The sequence below is a fragment of the Pseudoalteromonas sp. SWYJ118 genome (assembly GCF_015864505.1).
Taxonomy (GTDB): domain Bacteria; phylum Pseudomonadota; class Gammaproteobacteria; order Enterobacterales; family Alteromonadaceae; genus Pseudoalteromonas; species Pseudoalteromonas arctica.
The window spans coordinates 1-15103 of record NZ_JADYXC010000008.1 but is presented as its reverse complement, the minus strand read 5'-3'; the positions used below and the strand labels follow the sequence as shown (position 1 = coordinate 15103).

Annotated in this window: 14 protein-coding genes; 8 read left to right on the top strand and 6 right to left on the bottom strand. The window is 39.2% G+C overall.

The annotated features are described in order from the left end of the window. Positions 1-19: 19 nt before the first annotated feature. The 4 genes from trxB to infA all read left to right on the top strand — a co-directional run bounded on the left by trxB (position 20) and on the right by infA (position 2790). Entirely contained in the window at positions 20-970 is a 951-nt protein-coding gene (gene trxB, locus I6F48_RS09630) for a thioredoxin-disulfide reductase (RefSeq protein WP_008168643.1), read from the top strand. 97 nt (positions 971-1067) lie between these two features. Then, positions 1068-1784 carry a leucyl/phenylalanyl-tRNA--protein transferase gene (gene aat / locus I6F48_RS09625; RefSeq protein ID WP_197119315.1) on the top strand — a complete coding sequence of 239 codons (717 nt, stop codon included), beginning with the start codon at positions 1068-1070 and terminating at the stop codon, positions 1782-1784. Beyond that, entirely contained in the window at positions 1777-2481 is a 705-nt protein-coding gene (locus tag I6F48_RS09620) for an arginyltransferase (protein ID WP_197119355.1), read from the top strand. The genes aat and I6F48_RS09620 overlap by 8 nt, the downstream gene beginning before the upstream one ends. A gap of 90 nt (positions 2482-2571) precedes the next feature. Beyond that, on the top strand, positions 2572-2790 hold the full coding sequence (gene infA / locus I6F48_RS09615) for a translation initiation factor IF-1 (protein WP_002962494.1): 219 nt from the start codon (positions 2572-2574) through the stop codon (positions 2788-2790). 213 nt (positions 2791-3003) lie between these two features. Here the strand turns inward: infA and clpA are convergent, their stop codons facing one another. Together clpA and clpS are read right to left on the bottom strand one after the other, a co-directional pair. Beyond that, positions 3004-5265, bottom strand: coding sequence for an ATP-dependent Clp protease ATP-binding subunit ClpA (gene clpA / locus I6F48_RS09610; RefSeq protein ID WP_007585108.1), 2262 nt, complete (start codon positions 5263-5265; stop codon positions 3004-3006). Between the two features lie 94 nt (positions 5266-5359). Next, complete coding sequence (gene clpS / locus I6F48_RS09605) at positions 5360-5668, bottom strand: ATP-dependent Clp protease adapter ClpS (RefSeq protein ID WP_007585109.1); 309 nt, start codon at positions 5666-5668, stop codon at positions 5360-5362. Positions 5669-5877: 209 nt separating this feature from the next. Here clpS and cspD point away from each other — a divergent pair, with 209 nt between their 5' ends. Both cspD and I6F48_RS09595 read left to right on the top strand, forming a co-directional pair. Then, a complete protein-coding gene (gene cspD / locus I6F48_RS09600) occupies positions 5878-6096 on the top strand; it encodes a cold shock domain-containing protein CspD (RefSeq protein ID WP_002962500.1) in 219 nt (72 codons plus the stop codon). Positions 6097-6621: 525 nt separating this feature from the next. Continuing rightward, positions 6622-8844, top strand: coding sequence for an NADP-dependent isocitrate dehydrogenase (locus I6F48_RS09595; RefSeq protein ID WP_197119314.1), 2223 nt, complete (start codon positions 6622-6624; stop codon positions 8842-8844). A 297-nt stretch (positions 8845-9141) separates the two neighbouring features. Here the strand turns inward: I6F48_RS09595 and I6F48_RS09590 are convergent, their stop codons facing one another. The 4 genes from I6F48_RS09590 to I6F48_RS09575 all read right to left on the bottom strand — a co-directional run bounded on the left by I6F48_RS09590 (position 9142) and on the right by I6F48_RS09575 (position 13636). Beyond that, the gene (locus I6F48_RS09590; protein ID WP_197119313.1) at positions 9142-10383 is read right to left on the bottom strand and encodes an amidohydrolase family protein; all 1242 of its coding nucleotides are present in this window, start codon (positions 10381-10383) and stop codon (positions 9142-9144) included. A 12-nt stretch (positions 10384-10395) separates the two neighbouring features. Then, positions 10396-11778 carry an amidohydrolase gene (locus I6F48_RS09585; protein ID WP_197119312.1) on the bottom strand — a complete coding sequence of 461 codons (1383 nt, stop codon included), beginning with the start codon at positions 11776-11778 and terminating at the stop codon, positions 10396-10398. 100 nt (positions 11779-11878) lie between these two features. Next, on the bottom strand, positions 11879-12664 hold the full coding sequence (locus tag I6F48_RS09580; protein ID WP_007585117.1) for a hypothetical protein: 786 nt from the start codon (positions 12662-12664) through the stop codon (positions 11879-11881). 279 nt (positions 12665-12943) lie between these two features. Next, a complete protein-coding gene (locus tag I6F48_RS09575) occupies positions 12944-13636 on the bottom strand; it encodes a DUF445 domain-containing protein (RefSeq protein WP_197119311.1) in 693 nt (230 codons plus the stop codon). 125 nt (positions 13637-13761) lie between these two features. On the opposite strand from I6F48_RS09575, the gene I6F48_RS09570 reads away from it, so the two are divergent. Continuing rightward, on the top strand, positions 13762-14622 hold the full coding sequence (locus I6F48_RS09570) for a fructosamine kinase family protein (protein ID WP_197119310.1): 861 nt from the start codon (positions 13762-13764) through the stop codon (positions 14620-14622). 140 nt (positions 14623-14762) lie between these two features. Next, positions 14763-14966 (top strand): CPXCG motif-containing cysteine-rich protein, encoded by a 204-nt coding sequence (locus tag I6F48_RS09565; RefSeq protein WP_165739272.1) that lies wholly within the window; start codon positions 14763-14765, stop codon positions 14964-14966. The last annotated feature ends 137 nt before the right edge of the window (positions 14967-15103 follow it).

The following is a 15103-nucleotide window of genomic DNA, read 5'->3' as shown; positions in this document are numbered from 1 at the left end:
AAACGTTTAGGAAAAAATAATGACTGAAGCAAAACATTGTAAGCTACTAATTTTAGGCTCTGGCCCAGCTGGTTATACTGCCGCAGTATATGCAGCACGTGCAAATTTAAACCCTGTTTTAATTACAGGCATTCAACAAGGTGGCCAATTAACAACCACAACTGAAGTTGAAAACTGGCCTGGTGATGCACACGGTTTAACAGGTCCTGCGTTAATGGATCGTATGAAAGAGCACGCTGAGCGCTTTGAAACTGAAATCATATTCGATCACATCAATAAAGTAGATGTATCTAAGCGCCCTTTCACACTAACTGGCGACCAAGGTACTTACACATGTGATGCATTAATCATTGCAACGGGTGCTTCTGCTAAATACTTAGGCCTAGAGTCTGAAACTAACTTCCAAGGCCGTGGTGTTTCGGCATGTGCTACGTGTGACGGCTTTTTCTATAAAGGTCAAAAAGTAGCGGTTGTTGGTGGTGGTAATACAGCGGTTGAAGAAGCGCTTTACTTATCTAACATTGCTGACGAAGTACATGTTATTCATCGTCGTGATAGTTTCCGCAGTGAAAAAATACTTGCTGATCGCCTTGCTGAAAAAGCAGCAAACGGTAACGTTGTAATGCATTACAACCGCACGCTTGACGAAGTATTAGGCGACCAAATGGGCGTAACCGGCGTTCGTATTAAAGATGCACACTCTGATGCAACTGAAGAGCTAGATTTAGCAGGCGTATTTATTGCTATTGGCCACAAGCCAAATACTGATATGTTTGTTGGTCAACTAGAAATGAAAGATGGCTACTTAGTTGTAGAGTCTGGTCTTCACGGTAACGCGACTCAAACAAGCGTAGAAGGCGTTTTTGCTGCAGGTGATGTGTCAGACCACATTTACCGTCAAGCAATCACATCTGCGGGTACAGGCTGTATGGCTGCCCTTGATGCTGAACGTTTCTTAGATAATTTATAAGCAATTAAATAAATTATTATAGGGCTGATTATTCAGCCCTTTTTTTATGCCTAAAATATAGTTACACTTTTAAGATCAATTATAAAATAAGTACTGTATGAGAAATCAGCTATACCAATTAAGCGAAAACGATATAGCATTCCCCAATCCGGAATACGCATTAGAATCCCCTGATGGCTTGTTAGCAATTGGCGGAGATTTGAGTTTACCTCGCCTAAGTAATGCCTACAAAAGCGGAGTATTCCCTTGGTTTAGTGAAGATGAGCCTATTATGTGGTGGTCTCCCAGCGAGCGAGGCATTTTTGAGCTTAATGATTTTCATATAAGTAAGAGCCTGCGTAAGCATTTAAAAAAGCACCCTGTAAGAGTAACCATTAATAATGCCTTTGAAGAGGTGATAGAAGCCTGTCGCGATCAACGCCTTGATACCGATGGCACCTGGATCACCTCTGACATGCTCGAAGCTTACGTTAATGCACACAATGCTGGCATTGCACATAGTTTAGAGGTGTGGAGTAACGGAGAGCTTGCAGGTGGCTTATACGGCATTATGCAAAATGGTGTTTTTTGTGGCGAGTCTATGTTTCATCATCAAACCAATTGCTCTAAGCTTGCTATGTGGGCACTGGTAAATTGGCTTAAACGCCATAATGCACATTTTATTGATTGCCAGTTAGAAAACCCTTATTTAATGACTCTAGGTGCACAAGTAATCCCCCGTTCCACATTTTTGACTAAACTAAAAGCTGCACATAACTATACTGTTAACCCTATTATGTGGGAGCCACAAGAACTTGACGCAATCTATGAATGAGCAACTTCCTGCACGTGTTGGTTTAACCCAAGAGTTTGACTGTAGTTATTTACCCAACAGACAAGAGCAACTTTTAGTTATTCTTGATCCCAGTTGCTACAGCACCGACAAATTTGAGTCTTTATTGGGCTTAGGGTTTCGTCGCAGTGGTAACCAAATATACCGTCCACACTGCCCAATATGCAGCGCATGTAGTTCTGTACGTGTATTAGCACAAGACTTTATGCCCTCAAAATCGCAAAAACGTAAACTAAACAAAGCAAAAATACAGTTTGAGGTAAAATATTCAACGCAAGAGCGACCTGAGTACTATCCACTTTATAGCAAGTACATAACGATGCGTCATCAAGACGGAAGTATGTATCCTCCTGAAAAAGAACAGTTTCAAAGTTTTTTGCTTTGTAGTTGGCTCAAGATCACATTTATTGAACTGTGGCACCAAGATACTTTAGTCGCGGTTGCCGTAACTGATTGTATGAATAGCGCTATTTCAGCAATCTATACTTTTTTTGATCCCGACTTTGAACATTATAGCTTAGGCTCTGTGATGATATTAGAGCAGCTAAAGTTTGCTAAAGAGCAAAATAAGCAATACGTGTACTTGGGCTATCAAATTGATGAATGCGACAAAATGAAGTACAAAACTCAGTTTTTACCTGCTCAAAAACAGCTCAATGATGAGTGGGTGGCTATTTAATTTGCAAATATAGCCCCTGCGCCTTTACTTATTGGAGTATTTTGGGCAAAATCTGCAGCGTTTAACTATTAAAGAGGTGTTACGCTAAACATGGCGAAAGAAGACGTAATCGAAATGCAAGGGACAGTCCTTGATACTTTACCAAATACAATGTTCCGAGTTGAGCTAGAAAATGGTCACGTAGTTGTGGCTCATATTTCAGGCAAAATGCGCAAAAACTATATCCGTATTTTAACCGGCGATAAAGTAACGGTAGAAATGACTCCTTACGATTTATCAAAGGGTCGTATCGTATTCCGTGCTCGCTAAGTAAGTGCGTAAACGAGATTTAGTTTTTGGCTAGTGTTTTACTAGCTTTAAACGTTTATTAAATGTAATTGATAGACATTGACTAGCAATTACATTTAATAAACAAAAAGCCCAGTTTTTGCTGGGTTTTTTGTTGCCTATAAAAAGGGCAAAAAAATGGCCCGCTATTATGTAGCGGGCCATTTTATTTAACTAGATTATTTAATTAACGTTTTACGCTGGTGTTAAATTACTCTCGTAATCAAAGCGAATCTTCTTGTCTTTAACTGATACTTTAACCGTACCGCCATCAACAAGTTCACCAAACAGTATTTCGTTAGCTAATTGCTTTTTAAGCTCTTCTTGAATAACACGTGCCATTGGACGTGCACCCATTGCTTTATCGTAGCCTTTATCTGCCAACCACTCACGTGCTTTAGACGTAAGCTCAAGATTAACCGATTTTTTATCGAGCTGCGCTTGCAGTTCCACAATAAATTTATCAACCACCAGTAGAATAACTTCACGTTCAAGGTGATTAAACCAAATGATGTTATCTAAACGGTTTCTAAATTCTGGTGAAAATACTTTATTAATTGCACCCATTGCATCGTGCGTATGATCTTGCTCTGTAAAACCAATCGACTTACGCGTAGTTTCTTGTACGCCCGCATTGGTAGTCATTACAACCACTACGTTTCTAAAATCAGCTTTACGACCGTTATTATCGGTTAACGTACCGTGATCCATAACCTGTAGCAAAATGTTGTAAATGTCTGGATGCGCTTTTTCAATCTCATCTAGTAGTACAACTGCATGTGGATTTTTAATCACAGCTTCTGTTAATAAACCACCTTGTTCAAAACCAACATACCCTGGTGGTGCACCAATTAATCGGCTTATTGCATGGCGTTCTACATATTCCGACATATCAAAACGAATAAACTCAACACCCATACATTTAGCAAGTTGCTTAGTTACTTCTGTTTTACCCACACCGGTAGGCCCTGCAAACAAGAACGAACCTACTGGTTTTTCTTCGCTCGATAAACCAGAGCGAGATAAGCGAATAGCTGATGTAAGCGCATCAATAGATTGATCTTGCCCAAATACGAGCATTTTAAGGTTACGGTCTAAGTTTTTAAGCGTTTCTTTATCTGTCGACGAGACGCTTTGCGCTGGGATACGTGCCATTTTAGATATAATTAGTTCTATATCTGCCACGCCAATGGTTTTTTTACGTTTAGAGCTAGGTTGCAAGCGCTGACTTGCACCCGCTTCATCAATTACATCAATTGCTTTATCTGGCAAATGGCGCTCATTAATATATTTAGCACTAAGCTCTGCAGCTGCTTTTAATGCTTTTTGAGTGTAACGAATACCATGGTGCTCTTCGTAACGCTCTTTTAATCCATTTAATATTTTAGTGGTATCGGCAACACTTGGCTCAAGTACATCAATTTTTTGAAAGCGACGTACTAATGCACGGTCTTTCTCAAAAATATTTTTATACTCGTTGTAAGTTGTTGAACCCATACAACGTAGCTTACCACTTGAAAGGAGTGGTTTAAGCAAGTTTGATGCGTCCATAACACCACCAGACGCCGCGCCGGCACCAATAATAGTATGTATTTCATCAATAAATAAAATAGAGCCTGGCTCTGCTTGTAGCTCTTTTAGTAAGCTTTTAAAACGCTTTTCAAAGTCGCCACGGTATTTAGTACCCGCAAGCAATGCACCCATATCTAGCGAGTACACAACGGCATCTGCAATTACTTCTGGTACTTGCTTATTAACAATGCGATACGCTAAGCCTTCAGCAATAGCTGTTTTACCAACGCCCGCTTCACCAACAAGTAATGGGTTATTCTTTTTACGACGACACAATACTTGTACCGTGCGCTCTACTTCGCTGTCGCGACCGATCAGTGGGTCAATGTTACCTTCACGGGCTTGAACGTTTAAATTAGTTGTAAAGCTGTCTAGCTTGCTTGCTTCTTCATTTTGAACTTCTTGCACTTCATCATGAATATCGTCGCTGTCGTTGCCTAATTCATCATCTGCTTTAGAAATACCATGCGAAATAAAGTTAACGATGTCTAAACGCGATACATCATGCTTTTTAAGTAAATATACAGCTTGGCTTTCTTGCTCAGAAAAAATAGCAACTAGCACATTCACGCCTGTAACTTCATTTTTGCCTGACGATTGCACATGGAAAACAGCACGTTGTAGTACACGTTGAAAACCAAGTGTTGGCTGAGTTTCACGCTCTTCTTCTAAATCTGGAATGACGGGTGTTGTTTCGTCAATAAATTCTAATAATTCGGTTTTTAAACCAGAAATATTAACACCACACGCGTTTAGGGCTTCTCCTGCAGAAGGATTATCTAACAGCGCAAGTAAAAGGTGCTCTACGGTCATAAACTCATGACGGCGAGTGCGCGCTTCACGAAACGCGGCATTTAATGTGAGTTCTAAGTCTTTGTTTAGCATTGGCAACCCCTTACTGAGATAATAATTTATACCACAACAATCGGATGTTTGATCACCCTAATTGGTATTTATACCAATTGTATTAAATTGGTATTTATTCCTGCTCACAACTACAAAGCAGTGGATGCTCGTTATCACGCGCGTAGCGGTTAACTTGTTCAGCTTTAGTATGGGCTACGTCGGCGCTGTAAACACCACATATACCCTTACCTTTTTCATGAACCTGAAGCATCACGTCGGTTGCTCTATCGCTATCCATATTAAAAAACGTCGTTAAAACTTCTATTACAAAGTCCATCGGCGTGTAGTCGTCGTTATTTAAAACAACTTTATATTTTCGCGGCGGCTGTAGCTTTTGCTTTTCGCTGTCGCGAACTGTATCGATAACACCTGAATCTTTCATACCACTCATAATTAAATATAGTCTTGTCTTTGTAACTCAAGCAAACTTGAATAAAAAATAAATAAAATGTTAAAAAAATAACTCAAAACACTTGACTGGTTGGCTAAATAAACTACAGTCAAACGTAGATTGATTAAACCTTAGTCAGTCTAGCAAATAATACAATTTAGAATAACTAAATTAGTCAACTTATTGAAGGATGTAGAAGTATGGCTTGCGGTAAAGTTAAATGGTTCAACAACGCTAAAGGTTTTGGTTTCATCGTAGAAGACGGCTGCGAGAATGATATTTTCGCTCATTACTCAACAATTGTAATGGACGGTTATAAAACGCTTAAAGCTGGTCAAGATGTAACATTCGAATTAGAACAAGGACCTAAAGGTCTACACGCTAAAAATATTGCCCCAGATGGTGACATTATTGAGTGACTATTGTTTTGTTCGACTAAAGCGAGTGACCTTTTAAGATCCTCGCTTAATTCCTTAAGCATACTAACTTATCTCTTCTCCTCTATTTATTGCCTCTTTTCATTCAAATTCAACCCTTTTCCTTGAATTTATTTTATATACCCCAATGTTCTAAGAGTTGATTGTTTAACTGCTTATTGGGCATGCTCAACCTCTAGCCCTTTTTATTTAAGCTTGTTACACTCTTGGTGCTAAAAATTGCGTATTAACGCAGCAACTAATCCAACTTGTCGCCTCTTTTATATGTACTAGGCTAAAGGCTGATTTATTTTTGTTAATTTTTTAGCTATAAATACAATTCCAGTTCGTCAGGTGTGACTATTCTGCTTTTATAAAAGAGCAACGCTGAGTACCAACACCTAACAAACTATTCATTACGAGCGTATGTATTCATTAACTTGTTTAATAATATGTACTCACTCATTAGTAATGATTTTCTTTGCATTGTTGAATAAGACCTTTTCGGTCTACTATCTAGGAATGATGATGACATCAAAAATTATCTATACAAAAACGGACGAAGCTCCGGCACTAGCAACTTACTCGTTGCTACCGATCATCCAAGCATATACAAATGCGGCCGGTGTTGAAGTTGAAACTCGCGATATCTCATTAGCAGGTCGTGTAATTGCTAGCTTCCCTGATTATTTAACACAAGAACAACGCATTGGTGATGCACTTGCTGAACTTGGCGAGCTTGCTAAAACACCAGAAGCAAACATCATCAAATTACCAAACATCAGCGCATCTGTACCACAGCTTCGCGCTGTAATTAAAGAGCTTCAGTCACAAGGTTATGCACTTCCAGATTACCCTGTTGAACCTAAAAATGATGAAGAAAAAGCAATTCAAGCTGCTTACGACAAAATTAAAGGCAGTGCAGTAAACCCAGTACTACGTGAAGGTAACTCTGATCGTCGCGCACCAGGTTCTGTAAAAGAATATGCACGTAACAACCCGCATTCAATGGGTGCGTGGAGCAAAGATTCAGAGTCTTATGTTGCAAGCATGAGCGAAGGCGACTTCTTTGGTTCAGAAAAGTCAGTAACTGTTGATACAGCCACTGATGTACGTATTGAACATGTTGCAACTAACGGCGACGTGACAGTACTTAAACAAAGCACGCCTCTTTTAGCTGGCGAAGTTATTGATGCATCAAGCATCAGCGCTTCTAAGCTTCAAGCTTTCTTAGCTGCTGAAATTGACGCTGCTAAAGAAAAAGGTGTTTTATTCTCGCTTCACATGAAAGCGACAATGATGAAAGTATCTGATCCAATTATCTTTGGTCACGCTGTAAAAGTATTCTACAAAGATGTATTTGCTAAACACGGTGAGCTTTTTGAAGAGCTAGGTGTTGATGTAAATAATGGTTTAGGCGATGTATATTCTAAAATTCAAACATTAGACGACGCTAAGCGCGAAGAAATTGAAGCAGACATTCAAGCTGTTTACGCTAACCGCCCTGCTATTGCTATGGTTGACTCTGATAAAGGTATTACAAACCTGCACGTACCAAGTGACGTGATCATCGATGCGTCTATGCCTGCAGCAATCCGTTCAAGCGGTCAAATGTGGAATAACGATGGTAAATTACAAGACACTAGCTTTGTAATTCCAGATCGTTGTTACTCAGGTATTTACCAAGCAACTATCGATTTTTGTAAAGAAAATGGCGCGTTTGATCCAACAACTATGGGTAGCGTACCTAACGTTGGCCTTATGGCTCAAAAAGCTGAAGAATACGGTTCACACGATAAAACGTTTGAAGCTAAAGCAGATGGTTCTATCCGTGTTGTTGATGCAAATGGTAATACATTACTTGAGCACAGTGTTGAGCAAGGCGATATTTGGCGCATGTGTCAGGTTAAAGACGCACCAATCCAAGATTGGGTTAAGCTTGCAGTAAATCGTGCACGCGCAACAGGCGTTCCAGCTATTTTCTGGTTAGACGAAAACCGTGCACATGATGCAGAGCTAATCAAAAAAGTAAATAAATACCTACCAGATCACGATACAGCTGGCCTAGATATTCAAATTTTAGCACCGCTTGAAGCAACATTGTTCTCACTAGCGCGTATTAAAGAAGGTAAAGATACTATTTCTGTAACAGGTAACGTTTTACGTGATTACCTTACAGATTTATTCCCAATTTTAGAGCTAGGTACGAGTGCTAAAATGCTTTCAATTGTTCCACTTATGAACGGTGGTGGATTATTTGAAACTGGCGCGGGTGGTTCTGCACCTAAGCATGTTCAACAATTCGAAAAAGAAAACCACTTACGTTGGGATTCTTTAGGTGAATTTTTAGCACTTGCTGCATCGCTTGAGCACTTAAGCGTAACTACGGGTAACAACAAGGCACAAGTACTTGCTGATACACTAGATAAAGCGACAGGCACTTTCTTAGCAGAAAACAAGTCTCCTTCACGTAAAGTGAAAGAAATTGATAACCGTGGTTCTCATTTCTTCCTATCTTTATTCTGGGCACAAGAACTTGCTAAGCAAAATGACGACAGTGAACTTAAAGCACAGTTTACTCAAATCGCTAGCGACCTTGAGTCTAATAAAGATAAAATCGTAAGTGAGCTTAACGATGCGCAAGGCCCTGCAGTTGATTTAGGCGGATACTTCCTACCTAATGACGATGCAGCGTTTAAAGCAATGCGTCCAAGCACTACATTTAACGATATTCTTGCTAAATTAGTATAAATATTAGTTTGAATTAAAAAGCCGCTTACTTGTAAAAGTAAGCGGCTTTTTTGTGTCTAAATTTTATAAAAAAAATTTTATAAAAAAGGCCGCTATTTATAAAATAGCGGCCTTTAAAATAATCAAATTTATTTAATTAATTATTTAGTATCATACCAATTCGCTTAATTAAGTGATCAACTTTGAGGCAAGAAAATCTTGTCGATAACAAGGCAAAAATTTCGTTATTTAGTTGCTCTATATCAGAAATTTTTAACGCCGTTACCGTCAGATTTAATCCCTCAAATTGATTAAGTATTATTGCGGGTTGGTATAAGCACGTGGCATTTTTGAATCTGTCGTATAACGGTCACGCAGTTTATCTTGACGAGATTGTGTAGAAACCTCAACCCCATTAATAAACATTTTGTTCACGTGGCTGCTTAGTTCAAACGGGTCATTACTCCACATTACTACATCAGCAGCTTTACCTACTTCAAGACTACCTGCATTAATACCAAATACATCAGCAACGTTTGATGTAACCGCTTTTAACGCACCTTCTTGGCTCATACCATACGATACTGCATTACCCGCATCAAAACGCAGCTGATAAATGTTGTGACTTGCATCACCACCTACCGTTAATAATACTTTAACGCCTGCTTTTTCTAGCACACCTGCATTATCTAAACTCGCATGAAGCGAATCAAAACTTGCTGGTAAGCTGTCCATTGCACTAATAATTACTGGGATATTTGCTTTAGCAACGCGCTCTTTAACTACAACAGCGTCTTGCGCGCCGTTAAGTACTAAGTTAATACCAAATTGCTCTTTTACTTTAATAAGCTCAATAATATCTGCCGCACGCGAAACGCCAACCACTAATGGCATTTCGCCACTGAGTACTTTTGCCATTACTTTGTCTTCAGTACTTGGCTTGTCGTCATCTTTTTTAGCTTTTTTACCGGCTTTAGTTTTGTGCTCATCAAGTTTATTAATCAGTGTTTGCAAAGTAAAAGCGCGAGAACCTTTACTGCGCTCACCTAAGTAAACAATTAAAGCCGCTTGTTTTTGCATGTCGCTGTCAAAACTACCACTTAAATCAACAACACTCGCAAGGCCTGAAAAAATGCTATCGCCGCCATGAGGGGTAATGACATCGCGTGTTACACCGCCTTTACGAGCGTAAGGGATTAAGCTCGAATGTGCGTTGTAAGCAAGGCTTACATCAAAGTCAATACCGGCTTTTTCCTCGCCTGCATCGCGAGAGCCTGCAACTGCACTTACTTCAACTAAACCAAGTTGATTAATACTTGCAATAAAGCCCGGAGTTACAATTTGGCCCTTTGCATCAATAATTTGATCTACTTTAATTTCAGTTGGGTTAATCGCTGTGATTTTACCATCTGTCATTACAATGCTTGCCGCTTCTAATACACCTTGATCAGATGACGTATGCAATGTTGCATTAATAATTGCTAGCGATTGTGCGCTTACAGCACCAGATGCTAATAATCCTGCAGCAACCAGAGAAAGCGAACGTGATAAATTTTTCATTCTGGGTGCTCCTTATTGTTGACCTAACATAAAATCACTTGTTGCTTGATACGCGCTGTCGTTTCTATCGTAAACTTTTGCACCATCAACAAACACTTGTTCAGCTTTAGCATAAACACTAAATGGGCTTTGATTCCAAATAACCACATCGCCCTGCTTACCCGCTTCTAGTGAACCTGTTTTGTCATCAATACCTAGCGATTTAGCTGCGTTAGCCGTGATCCATTTAATAGCGTGTTGCTCAGAAATATCAAAACCGTTTTCGTTAGCACGGTACATAACCTTGCCCGCTTCTTGGTTTAAGCGCTGAATAGTAGTATCTGAATCTGAGTGAACAACTGCACATGAATTTTTAACAGCATCAACAATAGCTACGTTTTCTTGAACCATGTCGTAGGCTTCCATTTTGAAACCCCACCAGTCTGGCCAAAGTGCAGCACACGAGCCATTCTCAGCAAGTAGGTCAGCAATTTTATATGCTTCTACACCGTGATGGAATGTACCCGCGTCGTAATTAAATTCTTTTGACAGGTCAATCATCATTGCCATTTCTTCAGCTTTATAACAATGATTATGAATACGTACTTCGCCTTCAAGCACACCACGAAGCGTATCGTGTTTAATATCACGTACTGGTGCTTCTGGGTTTAAACCTGCCGCGTAATCGGCATCGTACTTATCCCACGCACGTTTGTATTCAGCGGCCTCAGCCCATGCCATACGATAACCTGCCATATTACCCATACGAGTTGAAGGCAATACACCTTGACGACCATAAACACGTTTAGGGTTTTCACCACACGCCATTTTTAAACCATACGGCGCCTCTGGAAATTTCATACCTTGCATAGTGTGTGCAGGGACGTTTTTAAGCGTAACGCCGCGTCCACCAAATAAGTTAGCTGAGCCTGGTAAAATTTGTAGAGAAGTAATGCCGCCTTCGCGTGCGCGATTAAAGCCAGGATCTTGTGGCCAAACAGAATGCTCAACCCACACTTCTGCAGTGTTAGGGCTGGTCATTTCGTTACCATCTTGATGCGACTCAACCGACGGGCTTGGGTATGCACCTAAATGTGAATGTACGTCAATAATACCCGGTGTTACCCATTTGCCTTGTGCATCAATTGTAATATCAGCAGTAGCAGTTAAGTCTTTACCAACTTGTTGTACTTTGCCGTCAACAAGTAATACATCAGCTTCATCTAAACGCTCACCAGTACCGGTAAGTACTGTTGCATTTGTAATAAGTGTGCTTGATGTAGAAACGGGCTGATAAGTGCTTGGGTAAGGATTTTTGTTGATTGTTATTTTATCGTCTTGCGGGCCGTTTTCTTGGCAACCTACAAGTGCAGCAGCTAAGCCAACTGCTAATAAAGAAGGTGCAAATTTTTGCATGTTGTTTGGATCTCCTGTTTTTTTGCTACTTTAGCGAAAGCTAAGGAATAAAGCCAAAAAAACAGGTGAAAACGCAGTTAATTAAGATGAATATCTGTAATTATTTCTTTATATAATTGTTATACAACTTTTCAAGCGCACCTTCGGTTGTAAGCGATGGATCTTTACTAATAAAGTGCTTAACCGTACGCGTTACAAAATCAGAGTTTTGCTTATGTAACTTAGAAAAATCTTTAATAATTGTATTACCGTCTTTAGCCGCTGTCACTTTGTCATGACGGTGACGATACTGGCTTAGCGCTTTATTAAAATCCCCTTGGTAGTCTTCAACCAAAATTTTATAAAAGTCACTTTTTTGTACGTTTAAATCATTAATGCAGTAATTTAGCGCCTCTTTAAAGTCGGTAAATATCATGCCTTCTACATCAAACTCTTTTGTTTTTTCACGTACTGCTACTTTGGCATCTTCTGTGGCATAGCTAAAACCAGTAAACGCTAAACGCTCAGCGGCTTCTTTTCCTAATTTCATACCCGCTTGAATACTATGGGCAAACTCATCGCTCATGTCGCCAAGTTCGTTTTCTTCCCACATGTTATAAACACGCAGTGGTTTTGCATATTTAGTGGCAAGTTTTTTTTTCATTTTAGTAAAGCGTTCATCAATCGTCATCAACCTTTCGTTATGTAAAAGTGCATGGCACTCATAACATGCAGGAATAGAGATAAAATCAGCTTCTTCACCTAAATCAACAATGCTTTGTAGCATATGCAGCGGCGGACAATGGTCGCGCTCTGTCGCTTCACAGCCACAATAAAAACACTGGTTAAAATGCTGCTGATCGCAAGCGTATGCTTGCTGATAATAACTGGCTAACGTTTTGCTCACCGTTGCTCCTAAAAAACACGACTAAATTATGGGGGCGATAATAACAGCCTGAAAAAATAAGTCATACAAATTGCATTAAATTAGTTATCTATTATTGCGCTAATAAAGTAGCGCAATAATAAGGCGAAATTATAACTTGTAGTTGCTATCACTAATTGCTCCCTGCATTGCTCTACCTCCTGCATCCATGCACTCGTATACGAACAATTTTTAATGCAGTAAGTGCGCTATTTAATGCGATAAAATGATTATTTTTTTAATTGGTATCAGTAGCTATATTTAAATCACGGCCGCTATTAAACCAAATACACCACCAAACACACCACCCCATACTACAAGCCAGCCTAAGTGCTCGCGGATCATGGTTTGAATAATCTCTTTAACCATTTTAGGGGTAAGCTCGTCAAGGCGCTCATCAACTAGTTTAAGCACTGTTTTATGTAAGCTCTCTGCGCTATTACCTTGTGAAAGTGTTTGGCTTACTAATACTTTAAAGTCGTCAGTTTGAGAAATTTCACCAAGTGAGTGTTGCATTTTATCAATAAATTTTTCACGCATTGGCTCTATTGCCGCTGTGCCACCAAACATACCCAACATGCTACCAAACTGTGACTCTTCAATAACGACAAGTAAATTGTCGAACGCAGGGTTTAAATCAACATTACTAATTATTGGCTCAAAATCGATATTTGGCTGCGCTTTATTGAGTAAATTATTAATTTTTTGCTCTGAAAAGAACTCCGTTAATATTAAATTACGAATTGCTACTTTAAAGCTTTCAAACTTAAGCGCTATAACGCCTGAGCCATATAAAAACGGGACTTTTTCGAACAACATATGAATCGCTAATAAATTAGTTACCGCACCTGAAAGCGCAAATAAACCAACAGATAACACAATTGCTTGGTTAAACATAAAACCGACAACAACACATAAACCCGCTAGCAAATTGGTTATTAAACTTTTGTTCATTTTTACTCCATTACAGTAAGTGTAATTTTTATGCAATATAGTCGTTAATTTTACAACGTTTAGATTGTTAAATTAATACCTTTTTGCCATAGTTTAAGTATCTGTTTAAAAGGCGAGCAATTGTTATGTGGAAAACAGTAAATGAGCACATCAGCCAAGCCATTAATTTTGACTTTAAACACACCTATAAACGCCAATTACAAAGTACAAATACCGATAAACTATTTCATGTTACCAATGGTACGCATAACTACTTGGTTAAAATAGCCCTAAAAAGCGAACTTGAACGTTTAGAAAGTGAATTTATTGGCTTAAGGCTGCTAGCGCAAAATAGTCACTTTAAAGTACCTGAATGTATTGTAACCGGCGCTAATATTGAATTTTCATTTATTGTTTTACAGTGGCTTGTTTTAGATAAACAACCCCACAACACGTGGGCAACTATGGGAAGCAGCCTCGCTAAAATGCACCATAAACACGACCAAGCTATGTTTGGTTTTGATGTAGACAACTACATAGCTAATACCATACAACCTAACCGTTGGCATAAAAAGTGGGATGTATTTTACGCCGAAGAGCGTATAGGTTGGCAATTACAGTTACTCGCTGAAAAAGGCATTAACTTTGTTGAGCCAGAGCGCTTAATAAATACAGTAAAAGAACAACTCCATAGCCATCATGTAGAGCCGTCATTACTGCATGGTGATTTTTGGCGTGGAAATATGGGCTTTTTAAAAGCAGAGCCAACGATATTTAATCCGGCTTGTTATTATGGTGATCGGGAAGTGGATATTGCAATGAGTGAATTATTTGCTCCACTGCCAAAAGACTTTTATAGCGCCTATAACCAGCACTATCCGTTATCGCCAAATTACGAAAAACGTAAGTTAATATACCAGTTATACCCTATTTTAAATCACGCTAATATATTTGCCGGGCACTATCTTACTGAAGCTAAACAACATATAGAAAAGCTGCTCATTTAATACAATTTTCTGCGTAAAAGAAATGTCATAATAGGCTATTCAGAACTATATTTAATCAGTAAGTAAGGAGTTCAGCTTTGAGCCATTAAGTAGTTGCTAGCATATACACAATTACTTAATTATTTATAACTGGAGTGATTATGAAAAACTATTTATCACAACGAATTGCCTGCCCACACTGTGGCCACCACATACATTTAGACCTAGACGCAAGCATGGGCGATCAAGACTACGTTGAGGACTGCACTGCCTGCTGTAACCCAATTCATTTAAATATGCATATAGATCATGCTAACAATAAATTAGAGCTACACGTAGACAGTGATGACGAACAAATATTTTAACTTAAGCCTGAAGGCGCAGGGCAAGATCATGAACTTTCCATTTTGAGCCAAGTGTGATCAAATACGCTTCTAATTCATAGGAGTCTCAAATGTTATCTGCCTTTAATGAACATTTTTCACCAATCCCTGATCATCGC

What these genes read in the sequence shown, in the direction of transcription:
- aat (WP_197119315.1), top strand. Translation starts at nt 1,068, where the DNA reads ATGAGAAATCAGCTATACCAATTAAGCGAAAACGATATAGCATTCCCC.
- I6F48_RS09575 (WP_197119311.1), bottom strand. Translation starts at nt 13,636, where the DNA reads ATGAACAAAAGTTTAATAACCAATTTGCTAGCGGGTTTATGTGTTGTT.
- trxB (WP_008168643.1), top strand. Translation starts at nt 20, where the DNA reads ATGACTGAAGCAAAACATTGTAAGCTACTAATTTTAGGCTCTGGCCCA.
- I6F48_RS09620 (WP_197119355.1), top strand. Translation starts at nt 1,777, where the DNA reads ATGAATGAGCAACTTCCTGCACGTGTTGGTTTAACCCAAGAGTTTGAC.
- cspD (WP_002962500.1), top strand. Translation starts at nt 5,878, where the DNA reads ATGGCTTGCGGTAAAGTTAAATGGTTCAACAACGCTAAAGGTTTTGGT.
- clpS (WP_007585109.1), bottom strand. Translation starts at nt 5,668, where the DNA reads ATGAAAGATTCAGGTGTTATCGATACAGTTCGCGACAGCGAAAAGCAA.
- infA (WP_002962494.1), top strand. Translation starts at nt 2,572, where the DNA reads ATGGCGAAAGAAGACGTAATCGAAATGCAAGGGACAGTCCTTGATACT.
- I6F48_RS09585 (WP_197119312.1), bottom strand. Translation starts at nt 11,778, where the DNA reads ATGCAAAAATTTGCACCTTCTTTATTAGCAGTTGGCTTAGCTGCTGCA.
- I6F48_RS09595 (WP_197119314.1), top strand. Translation starts at nt 6,622, where the DNA reads ATGACATCAAAAATTATCTATACAAAAACGGACGAAGCTCCGGCACTA.
- I6F48_RS09570 (WP_197119310.1), top strand. Translation starts at nt 13,762, where the DNA reads ATGTGGAAAACAGTAAATGAGCACATCAGCCAAGCCATTAATTTTGAC.
- I6F48_RS09590 (WP_197119313.1), bottom strand. Translation starts at nt 10,383, where the DNA reads ATGAAAAATTTATCACGTTCGCTTTCTCTGGTTGCTGCAGGATTATTA.
- I6F48_RS09565 (WP_165739272.1), top strand. Translation starts at nt 14,763, where the DNA reads ATGAAAAACTATTTATCACAACGAATTGCCTGCCCACACTGTGGCCAC.
- clpA (WP_007585108.1), bottom strand. Translation starts at nt 5,265, where the DNA reads ATGCTAAACAAAGACTTAGAACTCACATTAAATGCCGCGTTTCGTGAA.